This is a genomic window from Microbacterium sp. H6 (genome assembly GCF_003314775.1).
In the GTDB taxonomy this organism is placed as follows: Bacteria; Actinomycetota; Actinomycetes; order Actinomycetales; family Microbacteriaceae; genus Microbacterium; species Microbacterium oxydans.
Window position 1 is genome coordinate 44,847 of sequence record NZ_QOAY01000301.1, and the last position, 15,883, is coordinate 60,729.

The 15,883-nt window shown below is 64.9% G+C and carries 15 protein-coding genes; 3 read left to right on the forward strand and 12 right to left on the reverse strand.

Features of this window, described 5'->3' with window-relative positions; translation table 11 throughout:
• Nucleotides 1–344: 344 nt before the first annotated feature.
• Nucleotides 345–1,871, reverse strand: a complete 1,527-nt coding sequence (locus tag DSP71_RS19605) for an aminotransferase class I/II-fold pyridoxal phosphate-dependent enzyme (RefSeq protein ID WP_082914309.1) — start codon at nt 1,869–1,871, stop codon at nt 345–347.
• A gap of 81 nt (nt 1,872–1,952) precedes the next feature.
• On the opposite strand from DSP71_RS19605, the gene DSP71_RS19610 reads away from it, so the two are divergent.
• Nucleotides 1,953–2,891 (forward strand): LysR family transcriptional regulator, encoded by a 939-nt coding sequence (locus DSP71_RS19610; protein WP_082914308.1) that lies wholly within the window; start codon nt 1,953–1,955, stop codon nt 2,889–2,891.
• A gap of 26 nt (nt 2,892–2,917) precedes the next feature.
• Entirely contained in the window at nt 2,918–3,811 is an 894-nt protein-coding gene (locus tag DSP71_RS19615; protein ID WP_082914307.1) for a MurR/RpiR family transcriptional regulator, read from the forward strand.
• 27 nt (nt 3,812–3,838) lie between these two features.
• Here DSP71_RS19615 and DSP71_RS19620 read toward each other — a convergent pair whose 3' ends face one another.
• From DSP71_RS19620 to DSP71_RS19640, 5 genes are all read right to left on the reverse strand, one after another.
• Nucleotides 3,839–5,215, reverse strand: a complete 1,377-nt coding sequence (locus DSP71_RS19620) for an aspartate aminotransferase family protein (protein ID WP_067117789.1) — start codon at nt 5,213–5,215, stop codon at nt 3,839–3,841.
• Nucleotides 5,205–6,554: a glutamine synthetase family protein gene (locus tag DSP71_RS19625; protein ID WP_231880283.1), complete on the reverse strand. Its 1,350-nt coding sequence runs from the start codon at nt 6,552–6,554 to the stop codon at nt 5,205–5,207. The genes DSP71_RS19620 and DSP71_RS19625 overlap by 11 nt, the downstream gene beginning before the upstream one ends.
• A gap of 2 nt (nt 6,555–6,556) precedes the next feature.
• Nucleotides 6,557–7,999 carry an APC family permease gene (locus tag DSP71_RS19630; RefSeq protein WP_067117786.1) on the reverse strand — a complete coding sequence of 481 codons (1,443 nt, stop codon included), beginning with the start codon at nt 7,997–7,999 and terminating at the stop codon, nt 6,557–6,559.
• Nucleotides 8,000–8,198: 199 nt separating this feature from the next.
• Nucleotides 8,199–9,467 carry a M20 family metallopeptidase gene (locus tag DSP71_RS19635; RefSeq protein WP_082914306.1) on the reverse strand — a complete coding sequence of 423 codons (1,269 nt, stop codon included), beginning with the start codon at nt 9,465–9,467 and terminating at the stop codon, nt 8,199–8,201.
• Complete coding sequence (locus DSP71_RS19640) at nt 9,464–10,588, reverse strand: amidohydrolase (protein ID WP_258546563.1); 1,125 nt, start codon at nt 10,586–10,588, stop codon at nt 9,464–9,466. The genes DSP71_RS19635 and DSP71_RS19640 overlap by 4 nt, the downstream gene beginning before the upstream one ends.
• A gap of 831 nt (nt 10,589–11,419) precedes the next feature.
• Here DSP71_RS19640 and DSP71_RS19650 point away from each other — a divergent pair.
• Nucleotides 11,420–11,665, forward strand: a complete 246-nt coding sequence (locus tag DSP71_RS19650; RefSeq protein WP_067117781.1) for a hypothetical protein — start codon at nt 11,420–11,422, stop codon at nt 11,663–11,665.
• Nucleotides 11,666–11,749: 84 nt separating this feature from the next.
• Here the strand turns inward: DSP71_RS19650 and DSP71_RS19655 are convergent, their stop codons facing one another.
• The 6 genes from DSP71_RS19655 to DSP71_RS19680 all read right to left on the reverse strand — a co-directional run.
• Entirely contained in the window at nt 11,750–12,655 is a 906-nt protein-coding gene (locus tag DSP71_RS19655) for a type II CAAX prenyl endopeptidase Rce1 family protein (RefSeq protein ID WP_067117778.1), read from the reverse strand.
• The gene (locus tag DSP71_RS19660; protein ID WP_147251412.1) at nt 12,652–13,539 is read right to left on the reverse strand and encodes a hypothetical protein; all 888 of its coding nucleotides are present in this window, start codon (nt 13,537–13,539) and stop codon (nt 12,652–12,654) included. Before DSP71_RS19660 ends, DSP71_RS19655 begins: the two co-directional genes overlap by 4 nt.
• Nucleotides 13,532–13,930, reverse strand: a complete 399-nt coding sequence (locus DSP71_RS19665) for a hypothetical protein (protein ID WP_067117771.1) — start codon at nt 13,928–13,930, stop codon at nt 13,532–13,534. Before DSP71_RS19665 ends, DSP71_RS19660 begins: the two co-directional genes overlap by 8 nt.
• A 6-nt stretch (nt 13,931–13,936) precedes the next feature.
• A complete protein-coding gene (locus DSP71_RS19670; protein WP_067117768.1) occupies nt 13,937–14,602 on the reverse strand; it encodes a hypothetical protein in 666 nt (221 codons plus the stop codon).
• 14 nt (nt 14,603–14,616) lie between these two features.
• Nucleotides 14,617–14,997, reverse strand: coding sequence for a DUF4913 domain-containing protein (locus DSP71_RS19675; protein ID WP_067117765.1), 381 nt, complete (start codon nt 14,995–14,997; stop codon nt 14,617–14,619).
• Nucleotides 14,990–15,883: type IV secretory system conjugative DNA transfer family protein (locus tag DSP71_RS19680; protein ID WP_181800792.1), on the reverse strand; the 894-nt coding region annotated here is incomplete at its 5' end. The genes DSP71_RS19675 and DSP71_RS19680, both read right to left, overlap by 8 nt.

Here is a 15,883-nt window from a genome sequence, read left to right on the forward strand (position 1 = left end):
TTCTCCGCCCATCCCCTTCGGCATGACTCACGTCGGACTGCGCCCACCCGAGTGCACCCACGCCTGCACTCGGCGGTGCGGCTGCGGATAGATCGTGATGGGTTGTTCGCGTGGCGCTAGTTCTCGCTCTGAGAGGGACTGGAGGGGTCCTGGGCGTGCTGCCCTAGGGACTCCTGGAGTTGCGAGCACATGTCGTGATGCGCCGCTCCAGCCGAGGCCTCCTTCGCAAAGCTTGTCCGACTTAGTAGAGAGCTCGTTCTCGCTCCGAGCGTGACGGGGCCCGCTATCGAGCCGCGGGTAGCATCGAGCCGTGGAGGACGACTGCATCCCGAGGCGAACAGCTGTTAGCGAGCATCGACGACGGAGAAGAGCGTCATGCTGGGATCGGACGCCCCGCGCACGTAGCCTCCTGGCGTCGCCGCAACCCGCTGGAGGAACTCCACTAGCTCGTGGGTGATCACTTCGCCGGGAAGAACGTTTGGGATCCCCGGGGGGTAGGCGGCCAGTGCAATTGCTGACACCCGGCCGACCGCGTCTTCCGCGGGGATCAACTCGGCAGGGCTGAGGAACGCGTCGCGTGGAAGCATCGTCAGTTGACCGGGCGCCGGAAGCGCACCGAGGGCATCGAGTGTGTGCTCGGTGCGAACGTTGGGGTCGTTGGGGAGGGCGTGAAGTGCGCGCACAACGCGGTCAACATCAGGAACCACGCCCGGAGCGATGACGGCAACGATGCAGTTCTCAGTGGCAATCTCGAAGTAGATGCCGTCGCGGTCCATGAGCAGTTCTCGGGCTGTGTTGCCGTGAACCCCTCCACGGGCGACGTCAATCGAGACTCGGAGTGGGTCGGACGCTTCGATGTCAGGGAAGCGCTCAAACGTGTCGCTGACGATGGCGAAGCGACCACCGTTACGGATCTTGTCTCGTAGCTCTTCGGCCGCGGCGATGGCAGCACCGATCCGATCATGCCCGCGCTGCATGGCGTCACGGGCGATGTCCAGCGAGGCGAGCAGCAGCGAGCTTTCGCTCGTGGACTGCGTCAGTCCGAATGCGCGGTCGATGAGAGGTTCGAGCTCGTCAGCGAAGCGGCTGTGTCCGAGGTGCAACATGGCGGACTGGGTGAGGCTGCCGCCGAGCTTGTGGGTGCTTGAGACGACGAGGTCCGCCCCGAGATGAAGAGGGTTGTTGGGGAGGTCTGGGTGGAATCCGAAGTGCCCGCCCCACGCCGCGTCCACGATGAGCGGCGCTCCCGCCTCATGTGCGATGTCTGCCAGCGCGGCAACATCTGCGACGGCACCGAAGTAGCTCGGCGAGATGACGTAGATGCCCTTCGGCCGTTCCTCATCGGGGAGTCCGTGCAGCGCTTCGCGCAGGGCCGCGGGCGACACACCATGGTTGATACCGAACCAGCCGTCAATGGAAGGCTGCACGAACCGCGGCAGCAGGCCACCAAGTACGATCCCGTCGGAGAACGACGAGTGGGCGCTGCGCTGCGCGATGACCGGCTGCCTGGTATCGCGGAATCCAGCAAGCGCGAGAGCCGCGATCCGATTGGCCTGCGAGGCGCCGTTCGTGAGGAACCATGTCCGGCGAGCCCCGTATGCCCCAGCTGCCAACTCATGGGCGCGCGCCAACGGGTTGTCCTGGCCCTTGTCGAGGCCGGCGAGAAGCGGCGGCACATCCAACCGGAGGAGGTGTTCACCGAAGTAGGCGGCAAGCTCCGGAGCCGCGTGAGGGTCGGCGGAGTGCCCCGGGACATTTAAGCGAACCGTGTCTCGAGCTGCATAGTGAAGCAGCGCATCGGCGTACGGCGTCGGAGTGTCAGATGGCGACGCAGCCTGGATGGTGTGGGGGTCGAGAGTGTCCGTGTTCACTCTTCAATCGTGATCGGGATGTCGTCCATATGGAATAGTGACTATCGTGTGAGTTCCAATACGAGGTATTGAGAGAGTCGAATGCTCGATCTACGTCAGTTCGCCGCCCTTCGGGCAGTTGCAGAACATGGCTCCGTGCTGGGGGCGGCGGCCGCCCTGGGGTGGAGTCAACCAACTGTGACTCATCACCTGCGTGCGCTTGGGCTGACGACGGGGTTGCCGGTCATCGACAGCTCCCGTGCTGGCACGCAGCTCACCTCAGCAGGCAGACTCTGGCTTCCGCATGCGATTGCTATCCTCGACCGCGCATCTCGCGCAGAAGGCGATGTGGCGAAAACGCTAGCTGACGGCCGGCGACGGGTCAGGCTCGGCATCTTCCCCACCGCCGCAGCTCGAGTGCTGCCAGCGCTGGTGCGCGCTCTCGATTCCTCCGGCTATTCCGCCCGAGTCGTCGAAGGCGAACTCCACGAGTTGACCCTGATGATGGACCAGCTCGCATTGGATGCTGCCATCGTGTTTGAGCGGCCGGGAGACCCCGCGCCTGCGGGACCGGGCGTCCGCCGCTCCTCCCTGTTTGCAGAGCGATTCACCCTGATTGCCCCTAGCGGACACCCTCTCGCGAATGCGGGCTCACGTCATCTCCTGGAGTTCAGTGGAGAGCCGTGGGTCTTCGGCGTCAGAGAAACGGACCCGGGGGATCTCGCTTTCACCGCGGCTGCGCACGCCGCGGGCTTCGATCCTCGAATCGGGCCGCGAACGGACGACTACCGAGTCGTTCGCGCATATGTTGCCGCAGGACTAGGCCTAGCCATGGTGCCCGAGCTTGCTCTGCCAGAAGACCTTCACGCGCAGGAGGGAGTGGTCACGGTGCCTCTCCTTGGCGCGGCGCTGACTCGCGACGTTCTCCTGCTGACGGCGCCGACGCTCGAGGAGCAGACCATCGCACTGATCTCCGCGACAGTTCGGGCGCAGAAAGTCGGAACCGCATCAACAGAAGGTAGTGATCATGCCAATGTGTAACGTGGGTTCCAACCAAGGGAGTGACGATGGCCGTTGATGGTTTGCAGGCTGGCGGCCTGCTGGTCAGTGAGCAAGTTAGACGGGCTCTGGACTCGCTCAGCGCAGGCGAGCGGAAAGTTGGACGAGCGCTGCTCGCGAACTATCCCATCGCGGGACTGGAGACAGTCGCCGAACTCGCGCGTCGCGCGTCGGTAAGCTCCCCCACCGTGATTCGGTTCGTCGGACGTCTCGGCTTCACCGGGTATCCCGACTTCCAGAAAAAACTCGTTCACGAAGTACAGGAACGTCTGGGATCCCCACTGGAGCAGTACGGGCGAGCGGATCTTCGCTCCGACGACGACGAACTGGCCCACGCGACCGAGGTGTTCACCTCCGGCATCAGTGCAACGATGGGTGACCTTCCGCTCAGCGAGTACGAGCGAGCGGTGTCCCTGTTGTCGGACCCGCGCCGACGCGTGCGACTGATCGGCGGACGGTTCAGTCTGATGCTGGCGGACTATCTCGCGGCCCATCTGATGCTGTTGCGTCCCGATGTGCAGTCGATTGGCCCTGACGAGCTCAAGCGCCTTGCCGTCGTGGCCGACACCCGTCGAAGCGACGTCTTGGTTGTGTTCGACTACCGCAGGTACGACCAGGGGGTCGTGCGATTCGCGCGCAGTGTCGCGTCGCAGGGTGCTGAACTGGTGCTGTTCACGGACCGCTGGATGTCGCCGGTTGCAGACGTAGCGAAGGCCGTGTTGCCAGCGAATGTGGACGCACCATCCCCGTTCGACTCTCTCGTCCCCGCGCTGGCGGTCCTGGAGACAGTGATCGCGGGGGTGACGGAAGAACGTGGCGAGTCGGGTCGTAAGCGCCTTGAGTCCCTTGAAGCTGTTCGGGAAACCTGGATCTCCGAGCCCGTCACCCCCGCGTCCGCGTGACCTTGAGGTCGCTGACCGTGGGCCATATCACCAGCCCTGGTAGTCAGCGATCTGCTCGTCGGACACGACGCCCTCCGCGGCGTCGTCTATTGCCTGGGTCAGGAGTCGCACCGCTTCCGAGAGTGCGTCAGCCGGGATTGTCAGCGGCGGGGTCAGTTCGATGACGTTGCCCCGCACCGGGTAGGCCACTACGCCGAGCTGCCAAGCTCGGTAGACGATCTTCGCGGTGAGGTTGTCGTCTGCAGCCGCGGACTGGCGGTCGTGAACGATCTCGACGCCGACCGACAGCCCGCGACCGCGCACGTTGCCCACGTGGCAGGCACCCGGCCGGTACGTGCGGACGTACTCCTCGAACAATGTCAGTAGTTGGAACCCACGATCCCGCGCATTGGCAGTAACGGAACCCTCTCGAACAATCGACAAAACGGCACGGCCGGCAGCGCACGAGATCGGGTTACCGGTAGTGGTCATCAATGCAGAAGCCACCGGTTCGTCCAATACAGAGGCTGGACCGACAGCGGCGGACAGCGGGAGTCCTCCTCCCAGCGCCTTGCCGAGGGTGACGATGTCGGGAACGACGCCGTCATAGGCAAACGCATGCGGGAGCCCAGTGCGTCCTAGGCCGACCTTCACCTCGTCGACAATGAGATACGCGCCGTGCGCATCGCACAGTTCTCGCAGACCTGACAGGAAACCGGCTGGGGGCACGATGACCCCACCATCGGACTGGATAGGTTCTACGATCACTGCCGCAGTCTTCCCGCGGGACAGCTCCTCGCTGGCTGCGGCGAGGATGTCTTCGACGATGGTGGACGCGTCGCCGGTGTGGGGCCTGTACGCATCCGGGTAGGGCAGAAGAGTCAGGTGCGGGTCGGCAGGCACACCAGAGGCGATGTGAACGCCGGATACACCCCGTGAGTCACCCATTCCGCCGTGGTAGCCGTTCTCGAACGCGATCACGTTCGGTCGCCCGGTCGCGTGGCGAGCGCCGTGTAGCGCCACTTCGTTCGCGTCTGTGCCCGCATGTCCGAGGTAGACGCGTCTCTCCTCAGGCGGCAGCGAGCTGGGCACGAGATCGAGTAGTTCCTCCGCGAGTGAGACTGCGTCCGGATGCGTGGCGGACAGGATCGAGGATCCGGGGCTTGAAGCTGCGGCATCGGCAATGACAGCAGCGATGCGCATGTTGCCATGCCCAAAACCTGATGCCGTCCAGCTTGCGCTGAGGTCGATGAGTTCGCGGCCGTCGGGTTCGACGAGTGTGTGACCGGAGCCTGAGACGGCGGCAAGCGGGAAGAAGCGCAGCTTCTCTACCCCCGCGATGACGGCGCGGTCTCGTGCGAGGAGGTCAGGTACACCGTCTCCGTGCGCTGGCGTCGTCGTGGAGTTCGCATGCTCAGTAGACACGAGCGTACACCTCGCATTGCTCGGTGAGCGAGCGGCCCTGAACAGAGGCGAACTCGTCCTTCTTAATGGCCTCGAAGGTTGCCAGGAACGCCGGCGAGAACCACCCGGACACCACCTCGTCCGCCTTCAGCGCATCGAGTGCCTTCTCGAGATCCCGGGGAAGCCTGGTCAGGTGGGCGTGTCGATCCTCCAGGTCGAGCTCTCCAACGACGATCTCCGGCGTCTCGAGTCGGTCACGGAGTCCCTGCATTCCTGCCCGCAGAATCATGCCCAGAAGGATCCAGGGGTTGGCTCCGATATCACCGCCACGGAATTCGAAGTGCAGCTGCTTGCTGGGGTCGCGGCCGTCGATTTCGTTGGTGGGACAGATGCGCAACAGCGCCTCGCGGTTCTGAAGCCCCAGGAACGACCGTGCCGTTGACCAGTTGTGCGGCGCGAGACGGAGGTAGCTGGTCGCCAACGGGGCGAACAGGGCGGCCATGGCGGGCCCGTACTTGACGATGCCGGCGGCGAAGCTGCCGGCAAGTTTGGAAAGGCGGCCAGGGCGGGTGGGGTCATACACGAGGGTGTTGCCGTCGAGGTCATCGAGTCCGAAGTGCACGTGCACACCGTTGCCGGTCTCGCCCGGTACGACGACAGGGGCGAAGGAGGCTTCGCGTCCGTGGGCCTCGAAGACGTCGTAGACGATGTCGCGGACGAGGATGGCTCGGTCTGCCGCGGCGACCGGATCGGTGGGGGCGACGGTGATCTCGTACTGGTGACGACCGTACTCGGGAAGCCAGGTCTCCGGTTCGAGTCCGGCGGTGTGCAGTACGCGCATCAGCTCGGATCCGAGCGGCTCTGCGCGCCGGAATGCCTGCAGCGAGAACGGGTGGTGGTCTCCCTTGGCGCTGACGTCCACGAACTCGTGCTCGAAAGAGGAACGAGTTGTGATGCCGAACTCAGTCCGCAGCTGCTCGACAGCGTCACGGAGGAAGGTGCGCGGGCAGCTCTCCCAAGGTGACCCGTCCGTGTTTACCAGATCCGCGAAAACGACGTTCAGCGGGGGCCGCCCGGGGATTCCATCCACGCGGGCGAGCGAGCTGAGGTCCGGCTTGAGGCGCAGATCACCGGTGGAGCCGTAGGGGATGTCATCGACGATGTGACCGAGCGAGCCGATGCCCAGGTTTGCGGGCACCCAACCGAGCGAGGCGTTCTCGTCGAAGTCCGCCAACCGCATCGAGCGTCCCTTGGTGCGCGCCGCGATGTCGGTGGTGGCGATGAAGATCAGTTCGTCGTTTTCTGCCTCGGTGCCCATGGTGTCTTTTCCTGTCGTCGGGTTCGGGTTGTTGACGGTCATTATCAGTCCAGCTCTTCCACGCTCAGACGAGATCCGATTCTGTCGGCAAGGGATGGGCGGACGAGCACGATGATCAAGCCGATCAGGCACCACGCGCCCGCAATCCACGGGAAGTATGTGTACGGGGCGGCCTGGCCGGCGATCTGGATGAAGTACACGTAGGCGAGGAAGGCGAGGCCGAGGACCGGGATGATGGCTTCCCACTTCGGGATCTTCGATCCACGCGAGAACGTGTGCTTGATGACGCCTACCGAGGTCATTCCGTATGCGACCACCATGCAGAGGGTCGCGATGGTCGCGAACCAGTAGTACACCTCCACCGATGTGGCGCCGAACAGGCCGAACCCGACCGCGAAGACGACGGTGAGGATGATCACGAAGATCGTGCTCCGGACGGGGACTCCGGTCTTGTCGCTCGTAGCGGCGAACGACTTCGGTCCGAACCCGTCGCGTGCGAGAGCAAAGAGGAGACGGGCGGCTGCCGCGGTCGAGCTCAGCAGGGAAGCGAACGCGACGAGGAATGCGAAGATCGCGATGAGCACCGCGCACCACTGTCCGACGTAAGTGGACGCGAGGGTTGTGAGAGTGGAGGATGCTCCAGCGAACGCCGCGACACCTTCCTCATCGGTTCCGAAACCGATGGTCTGCGCGAACATCACGAGGACGTAGATGACGCCGGCGACGACGACCGCGAGCAGGAGAGCGCGCGGAACGACCCGCTTAGGGTTCTGCGTCTCCTCTCCCAGCGAGGTGCCCGACTCGAATCCTGCCCACGACAAGAATCCGAACACTGCGGCGGTCATGACGGCGCTGATCGGGGCGTCGCCGGGAAGCAGCACGGAGAAGTCCACGCCGGTCGATACGGGCGCGTCTCCCGAAGCCACGCGAACGATGATGACCACCGAGAGCACGACCATCGCGGCGATTCCGACGAACCCGATGCCCAGGAGCGTACGAGCCGTAACGGTGGACTCACGCACGTTGAGGATGAGGGTGAACACGGCGACGACGACGGGCACGAGAACCCAGGTCCACGACGGGAGTGTTACCCCGAACTCGGTCATCATCGCTTGGAAGAAAACCCCGCACGCGCCAGCGATGCAGACGGCGAAGAAGATGTAGGTGCCCAGGAGCGCGAAACCTCCGAAGAAGCCTGCCCGAGGGCCGAGCGTGGAGCCTGCGAGGGCGTATACCGACCCGGCGTGAGTGATGTATCGGGTGAGCCGGATGAACGCGTATGCCACAAGCATCGTCCCAGCGAACGAGACGATAAAGGTGAACGGCACGCCGGAGCCGACGAGTCCGGCGACTCCGATGCCGTTCAACGACATCGCCATGACGGGCCCCATGAAGCCCACCGAGATTGCCACGACTTCCCACAGGCGGAGTGTCTTGCGCGGGGCGACCGGGGTGCTGTCCCCGACGCGAGTGGATGCTGCAGTCATTTCAGAACCCTTCGTATGGCGTCGACTCTGACGCCCCAGGATACGAACTGGATAGTACAGAGTACAACAAATAGCGCTAGATGTAACAGATAGTACGTATAAGATTTCTCTTCACCTGCGGCCAGCTTGAAGCAGACGTCGAATCGGCGGAACAGGATGCGTTAGCGAGTGCCGCGTGCGAGTGTCCGCGTCACCGAGTTCATGCATGCTCCCTCTCGATGGAGGGGTGATCCGTCAGCGTCTCGCGGACCTGAGGAGCTGTGATCGCCGAAGGACGCGCGTCGAGGAGGTTTTCAGCGGCTGCGAGGTAGCCGGCCATGAGCGCCATGCCCACGTCCTGCACGGCACGATCCGTCGGCAGGAACCGCGGGTGATGAAGGGACGGCGGTGGTGTCTCTCCTGCGGTCTCGACGCCAACGAAGAGCATCGCGGAGGGCACGGCGTCGGAGAAGTAGGAGAAGTCATCGGCACCGAGTGAGCGGAGTGGTTCCGCGCGCGAGACTCCGAGGGTGACGACGGCGTCGCCGATGCGAGCGGCAAGCTCGGCGTCGTTGATCAGCACCGGCTCGCCTTCGGTGACAGTGGTGACCGCGACCACCCCGAATCCGCTCGCGATGCTCTCCGCGGTGCTCTTGACTGCACGCTGGAGAGCAACCCGATCCGCCGGATCAGTGCTGCGCAGAGTGGCGCGGATGTGGGCATTCTCCGGGAGGACGTTCGCAGCGCCATCGCCCACGTGCAATGTGCCGATGCTGATGACGGCTGCATTCAGAGGCGAGACGGTACGCCGTACCAGCTCCGGCAAAGCAATCGCAATGTGTGCGGCAGCTGCAACGGGGTCTGCTCCGTCATGCGGGTAGGCGCCATGGCCGCCGCGTCCCACCAACCGGATGTCGATTTCGTCGGCCGCGGCGTTGATGAATCCTCCACCCACCGCGATCTCGCCGACGGGCACCGCCGGATGCACGTGCGCGCCGATGACGTGTGCGATGTCCTCATCGAGAAGAACGTTCTCTCGCACCATGTCGAGCGCACCTGACGGGTAGGTCTCCTCCCGCGGCTGCAGAAGAGCGACCAGCCCGAATGGAAGGTCGATACCGACGGAGGCGCGAAGCAGTGCCACGAGGGCGGCTTGATGCACGTCATGTCCGCAGGCATGCATGAGCTCGCCGGTCGCTGCATAGGGCGCGCCGGTCTGCTCTCGCAGCGGAAGGGCGTCGAGTTCAGCGCGGAGGGCAATCGCTGCGCCGCGCTCCGGGCCGATACGGCCGATACGTCCGGTGTCCGCACTCCGCCGGAAAGCGATGACCCCATGGAGAGCGGCCTCGATACGCCGCGAAGCATCATCCTCGTCGGCGGATGCACGCGGGTCTGCGTGCAGATCCTTCCGCAGTCCAACTGCGGCCTCTTGCTCCGCGACGAACGCCGCTCGCCAGTGCGCGGCGAGGAGCGCCAGATCGGGCCTCATGCGCCGATCCCGTAGACGCGGCGTGCATTGCCAGAACTGATGAGTTCAGCGACCCGGCGTTGCTCTTCGACAGGCCACCCGTCCCGCGCAGCAAAGTCGGCGAGGGCGGCCTCGGTCCCCCGGCGGAACAGCAGCGCTCCTAGGAGGTAGAGCTCCGCAACGCCGAAGGCGTCGCTGGAGAACATTAGCTTGGAGAACGGGGCGAGCTCCATCGACTCCGCAATCACCGCGTGCGAGCGCGACCCGGTGTAGTTCACCGCGAGACCCACGTCGAGGAAGACGTGAGGGAAGACCTGGGCCAAGTAGCCCGCTTCGCGGTGGAACGGGTAGCAGTGCAGTAACGCGATGCGGACGCCTGACGCGCGCGTGAGCCTCATGAATTCGGTCAGCAGCAACGGGGTGCACCGCAGAAGGTCGACGTCGGCGTCGCCGTATCCGATGTGGAATTGGATGAGGGCGCCGCGGTCGACCGCCTCCCACAGGAGATGACGGATGATGGTCGCGTCCGACAGTCGGACCTCTCCACCGAGCGTTGAGCGCATCCACGCGTCGAGCGCGGTGTCTACGTCTTCTGCGGACGGACGGCGAGGATCGAAGTCGAGACCGATGCGGTAGGCGGCGATGGATTTGACACCTACCGCTGCGCGAAGGGCGTCGTCGAGGGTTTGAGCGAAAGTCTTTCTGAACTGCGGGGCAGAGCATCCGCCCTCCACGAGCTGCTCAGCAATGCGCTCAAGGCGCACCACTTCATGAGCGCGGGCAGCGCCGGCGTCGGCCATTGCGGAAGGTGTCAGGATCGCGTCGCCGCGATACCCGGTTTCGATGAGGTAGTCGGAGATCCCCGTGGATCGCAGCAGTCTGCGGTTGACCTCCGGCGCTCCGAGCGCCACCCGTCGGGCAAGGTAGTCCTCGGGGCTCGCGAACGAGGGCAGGTCGAGGACTGGAGCGCAATATCTCCGGATCCCAAAACCTACTTGAGAGTCGAATCCGGTGGTTCCTTCGGGGGCTGCCCAGTCGGACTCGGTAGTCAGTAGCTCGAAGTCTTCGCGACTGGGATCACTCTCGAGGACCCCGTGGCAGTGGTGGTCGACGAGCGGGAACTCCGAGAGATCGACCCTCATCGGTTCAGTAGACATTGCGGTACACCTCACACTGTTCAGCCAGCGACTGCTCGCGCATGCGCGCGATTCCAATTGATACGAAGTCTGCACGGGATCGGACGCGGACGAACCGTGCGGGCGTCATCGACCGCCCCCGCCGACGGCTCAACGAGCCAGGTTGATGCCGCACTCGACCACCAGCCCAGCACTCAGCGCAGCACCGCCGGTGAGGGAAAGGGAACGAGTGAAGCGTACGACGGTCATCTCCTTGGGGTTTGGCTGGGCATCGTCACCTCAGCACTGTCACACCACTGTACTTATTTAGACATTTCAACAGCAATCAGATCATATGACGTCTTTGTTACATCTCTGACAGGCGGATCGACTGTTCGTATAGTTAGCCAACGCCGCCGTTGTGAGTATGGCTTGCCGTCGGCGACGGCGCTCTACATCATCGACGGGATGGACTCGCCGCTGCACCCTTGTCGAAGAACATCCCGCTACATGCTGCAGATGTCACTACGCAGACACGCCCAGTAAACAGTCGGCGTTGATCAACGTCGCCGAACTCGCCGCACGCACCGGAGACGCCGTGACGACCCTTGGCGTGAACCGAGCCGAGCCTCTGCGCTCGCTCGGCCTGCCGTGTGCCGTGCGACACGCGCCCACGTCTCGCGATCGTCGACGGGAACGCTGCGCAGCCGCTCGCGCAGCGCACCCAGCTCGGTGTTCATCTGCTCGTACATCTGCGGGTCGACCTCGGTCGCCGCGCCGCCCGGATGAACGACGCGGCGGCCGCGGTATGCGGCGTTCCACTCGGCCGCAGCATCCGTCGCACCGCTCGGAGTATAGATGGACAACGACAACCTTCGGATCACGTTGACTTGGCCGGTGAGCACCATCGACGGGGAGCCGTCGCTGACAAGCGGATCACTCACCATCACGCAGTACCCGAGTGGCGACTTCCTTCTCATGGTCAGTGCCGGGGACGAGCATTTCCCAGACGGCGCCGAGATCCAGTTCCCGGTGTCTGCCGAGCATGCGCAGCTCGTCAAACGCGCTCTCTCTGGCGAGCACATCGGAGAAATTGGGGAGTAACCACCGCGCGGGCTGTCCGGCAGAACTCAAGAGAGAGGGCCCCGCCGAGCTGGCGGGGCCCTCTCTCGACGTGTGCCGAGCGCACTACGGTTTCTCCGCTGCGGCCTTCTCTCGCTGCGCGATGCTTTTAGTCAAGACGACGCCGACGACCACGAGGCCAGACAGCGTGAAGATCAGCTTGAGTGACCATCCGATGGCGCCGGCGTAAGTGAGCATGTTGAACGTGGCGTGCTCGAGGATGAGGGCGACGATAGCTCCCGTGCGGCGGTACAGCAGAACCATCAGGAGGGCCCAGGCGGCGAGGCCGATCGCACCCCAGCCGTAGTACAGGTGAAAGGGCACCCGCACAGCAATCGCCGCGATGAGGACCACAGTCCAGCTGTGCCCGGTGGCACGGAGCGCAACGACGACGAGCGCGAGAAGGGCCAGCTCCTCGCTTGGGCCGGCCATCCCATCGTTGACGATATTGAGAACGTGCAGAAGCGGGTCATCGATCGGCGCAAGATCGAACTCGTTGGACGGCAACCCGAAGACCGTGCTGAGCGCCCCCGCGAGGGTGAATCCGATGAACACGGCGAGGTAGCCGACGGGGAACGTCTTGACGCTGGTCCTCCAGGTGGCACGTTGTACCTCAGCGCCCGCGTACCGACGAAACGCCCAGATCAACGCGGCCGCCATCAACACCACGGCGATCTGTCGTACGATGCCCGCCGTGGCGGTGGCAACGGTACCCGTGGGCCACGTGTCGGGCGCAGGAGTCCATCCGAGCAGCATCACGACAGCAACCCGGACCCCTTCGCTCCAGCCCACGAGGTAGATTCCGGCGATCGCGGCCCAGGCTGCGGCTTTCGCCCGGGCAGGGACCTCTCGGCGTGTGATGCCGGTGCGGTCGATCGCGAACTGTGCCGCGATCTCATCCCGGATCTGTCGCAGCGCGTCGCGCAGCGTCGTGCGCGCGGGTTTCTCTGGGACTGTCGTGTTCTCGGTCATGTCGTTTCCTTCCGTTCGTGGGGGCCGGGTTCCCGCCGTAGATCCGTGCGGGATTTCCACTCGTCGACGGGGCGAGAGGACCGGAAGCCATGGCGGTGGTACCACCCGGCCAGGCGACGCTCAGCGGTCCGCTGGGCCGCCTTGTACTCCTCCGGGGACGCATCCCGCGGCAGGTCCGGGTAGTCGGTCATCATGGTGCATACGATCGGCAGGGAGCGATGGTCTGCGTACCGGCATAGCTCCTGCAGGAGTGAGCTGCCGAAGCCCCTCCCCCGCACCGAGCCCATCACGATGTCGTCGAGGCGGATCTTTGACGCGCTCTCGGTGACGAGCAGCTTGTACCTGCCGTAGTGAGCGAGATCCTCGGCGCGTGCCGGCAACGGCCGCTCGCGGGCGGGGAGATGGTCGATGAGCTCGCGCACGAGCCTGCGGGGTGCCCGCGCCGCCAGGGCGGCCACTGCCCGTTCGATCTCCTTCCGCGCGGCAGCGTCACCGAGAACGGTCGACGCGCGCGCGGGAGCCACGAGCGGCCGCAATGCGGCGGCAGCGCCCGCGAGATCCGCGTTCTCGTATCGCCCTGCCTCAAGCCGGGCGAGAGTCGCCTCCAGGCTGACGCCGGGGGCAAGGCTGAACACTCCCCACTCGTCCGGATCTGCGCCGGCACCGAGATGCGCGAGAGCATTCTCGTGCTCTCCGATTTCGTACCGTGCACGCTCGAAGGTGACCCGCGCCTCGTCGGCCGCGCGACGATGCGCACGCGCAGCGGCCACTCGGTACCACGGCGGCGGTATCCGATCGAGGATCGCTTGTGCCTCTCTCTGCTCGGCCTGCGCGCGCTGCCGTCCGAAAGCAGCTGCACGAGCCCGCTCTCCCGACTCACTCATGCGTACCCTCAAGAAGCTCTATAAATGAGCGCGGAAGGACGACGTTTCGCGGAGCTCCGGCGAACAATGGCGCGACCTCTGTGGGGGTGTGGCCAGCGATGCCACACCCAATCTCCGTCACCAAGAACGTCAGCTCTGGATGCGTGCGAGCGAACGCATAGAACGTGGCGGTTTCCTCCGCGATCACATCCAGACCAGACATCGACACCAGCGCGTATGAGCGGCCCTGGAGTCCGTGAGCCTGCCCCATGATGGCGCCGAAGTCTCGCACGGCCTGTCGGGCGGCGCCGCCCGCGTGAGAGCCCGCAGCGTTCGATCCGAACACGAAGATCTCCCCCGGCCGCAGATCGGTGATCAGCTCTGCCCTACCGCGCCGCGAAAACAGTCCCATGGGTACTTAGCTGCCTTCGTTTGGTGCGGTTCCTGACAGCGCGTCCGAATACCCCTTGCCGTAGCCGGCGGCTTCTTCCGCCCGCAGCCGGGCGGTGATGCCCTCCGTCAGGGCCTCGTGGTACCGGACCGCTTCATCACGCGTGAGCTTTTGGATCAGCACGCCGATCCCGGCCGCCACGATGATCAGGATGTCGGCACCGAGGATCAGCTTCCACGCGTCCGGTACGTTCATCACGGACGATGTCAGTTCGGGTTCGAGGATCCCGCCGAGCACCATCACTGCCAGCAGGAGGACCGTGCCCCCTCCCACTGACCATGCGATCCAGTGGAAGAACGCCCGCGTCGCGGAGATCGGCGTCGGTGCGGCCAGCTGACCTAGCGTGGCATCTGCCCTGAGCCCCCGAGTCTGCTCGATGCGGTCCTGGAGGCGGAGCGCGAGGATCACCAGTGCCCAGACGGCCACGACGGCGAGGACGAGAAACGCGGCCCACTCGGCCGACGTTCGGCCGACGGCCACGAGAGACACCGCCACCAGGCACAGGCCGATCGCGTGGACCCAGCGGGTGACGCGCTTGCGGCGTGCCATCCCGGGATCCCGAAAGACAGGCACCAGGAGAAAAGCGGCTCCCACCGCCGCCAGGACGAGGAAGAAGATGTCGTAGAACAGCATCGCGTCAGCTCCGGTCAGACCAGGTCGGGCATGTCCTCAGGCGAGGGAAGCTCGCTCGGCCACTGTTCGGGCAGCGTGCGTGTTCGAGAGACTTTCTCGACACGCCAGAACGGGCCATCGCTCGCCGTGATGATCGGCATGGCCGTGTCGAGGTAGTCGCGGAAGAAGACCGCCATACCGGTCGGCCCTTCAAGGCGCAGGAACTCCCACGCCCGCCACAGGGCCTCGAACCGGCTGAGGACCTCGGTGTACTCCCACCAGCGGGCATCCCACCGAGCCGGGGACAGGTCACGCTTCCAGTGCGGCAACAGCCAGTGTTCGACCCACATATACACGTTCGGGTAGTACGTTTCGACCTCGGGCTCATCCGGGGTCTCGTCGTCGTAATCAGACATTCGATGTCTCCTCGAGGTGTCCCGTCTGGACCGCCTGCGCTTCGTAGTAGTCGCGGCTCGCGGCCACTTTCTCGCCGTACGGTTTCGCCGACCAGTGCTCGAGCGCGAACAGCGTCGCCGGCTGTGTGGCGGGGATCATCACCGCGCGGCCGCGCGGCATCGCTGCGAGTTCCGAGACGTCGAAGATCCGCTCGCGGCTGATACTGGTCGTCGTCGACCGGCCTCCGTGCTGCTGGGTGCTGGTGCGGTGCACCACGTCGTGGTCACCGATCAGCTGGGACAGGTGCGGGAGGAACTTATCGTCCGCGAGGCCGCTGCCCGAGGCGCGAATATTCGCGGCTCCCCAGAGCTTGTCCATCCCGTTGATGCCGAACGCTTCGACGCCCTGTTGCCAGGACTGGAAGAACGTGGAGACGATGATGCCGCGGCTGCCGTAGTGCGAATACACGTCGGGCAGGTCTCGCCACCGGCACACGTTCGCGGCCTCGTCGAGGACCGCCATCAACGGTGTTGCGAGGCGGCCGCCACGCATCCGGGAACCGACTTCCTCGGCGGCCGTGAGGACCGCCATCGTCAGCGCCGCGGTGATCGCCCTGGCGCTACCACCGCCCTCGCGAGAGATCGCGTAGACGGTGTCGGTGGACTTGACGAAGTCGTACGGGTCGAAGTGCGGTCGCCCGTCGGTGTCCGTGATCCACGGGAGCACCTTCTTGTTGGCCAGGACGCCGATAAAGGTCCGCACCGTGCCGTACACGCCGTCACGCTGCTTCTCCGTGAGCGTCTGCGTCTTCGAGAGGCCCTGTGCCTGCGTGTAGTCGTCCTCGATGACTCTGTCACTCTGATTTGGCCCAGGGATGTCGCTTTGGTCTGGCCCATGTTGCGACGC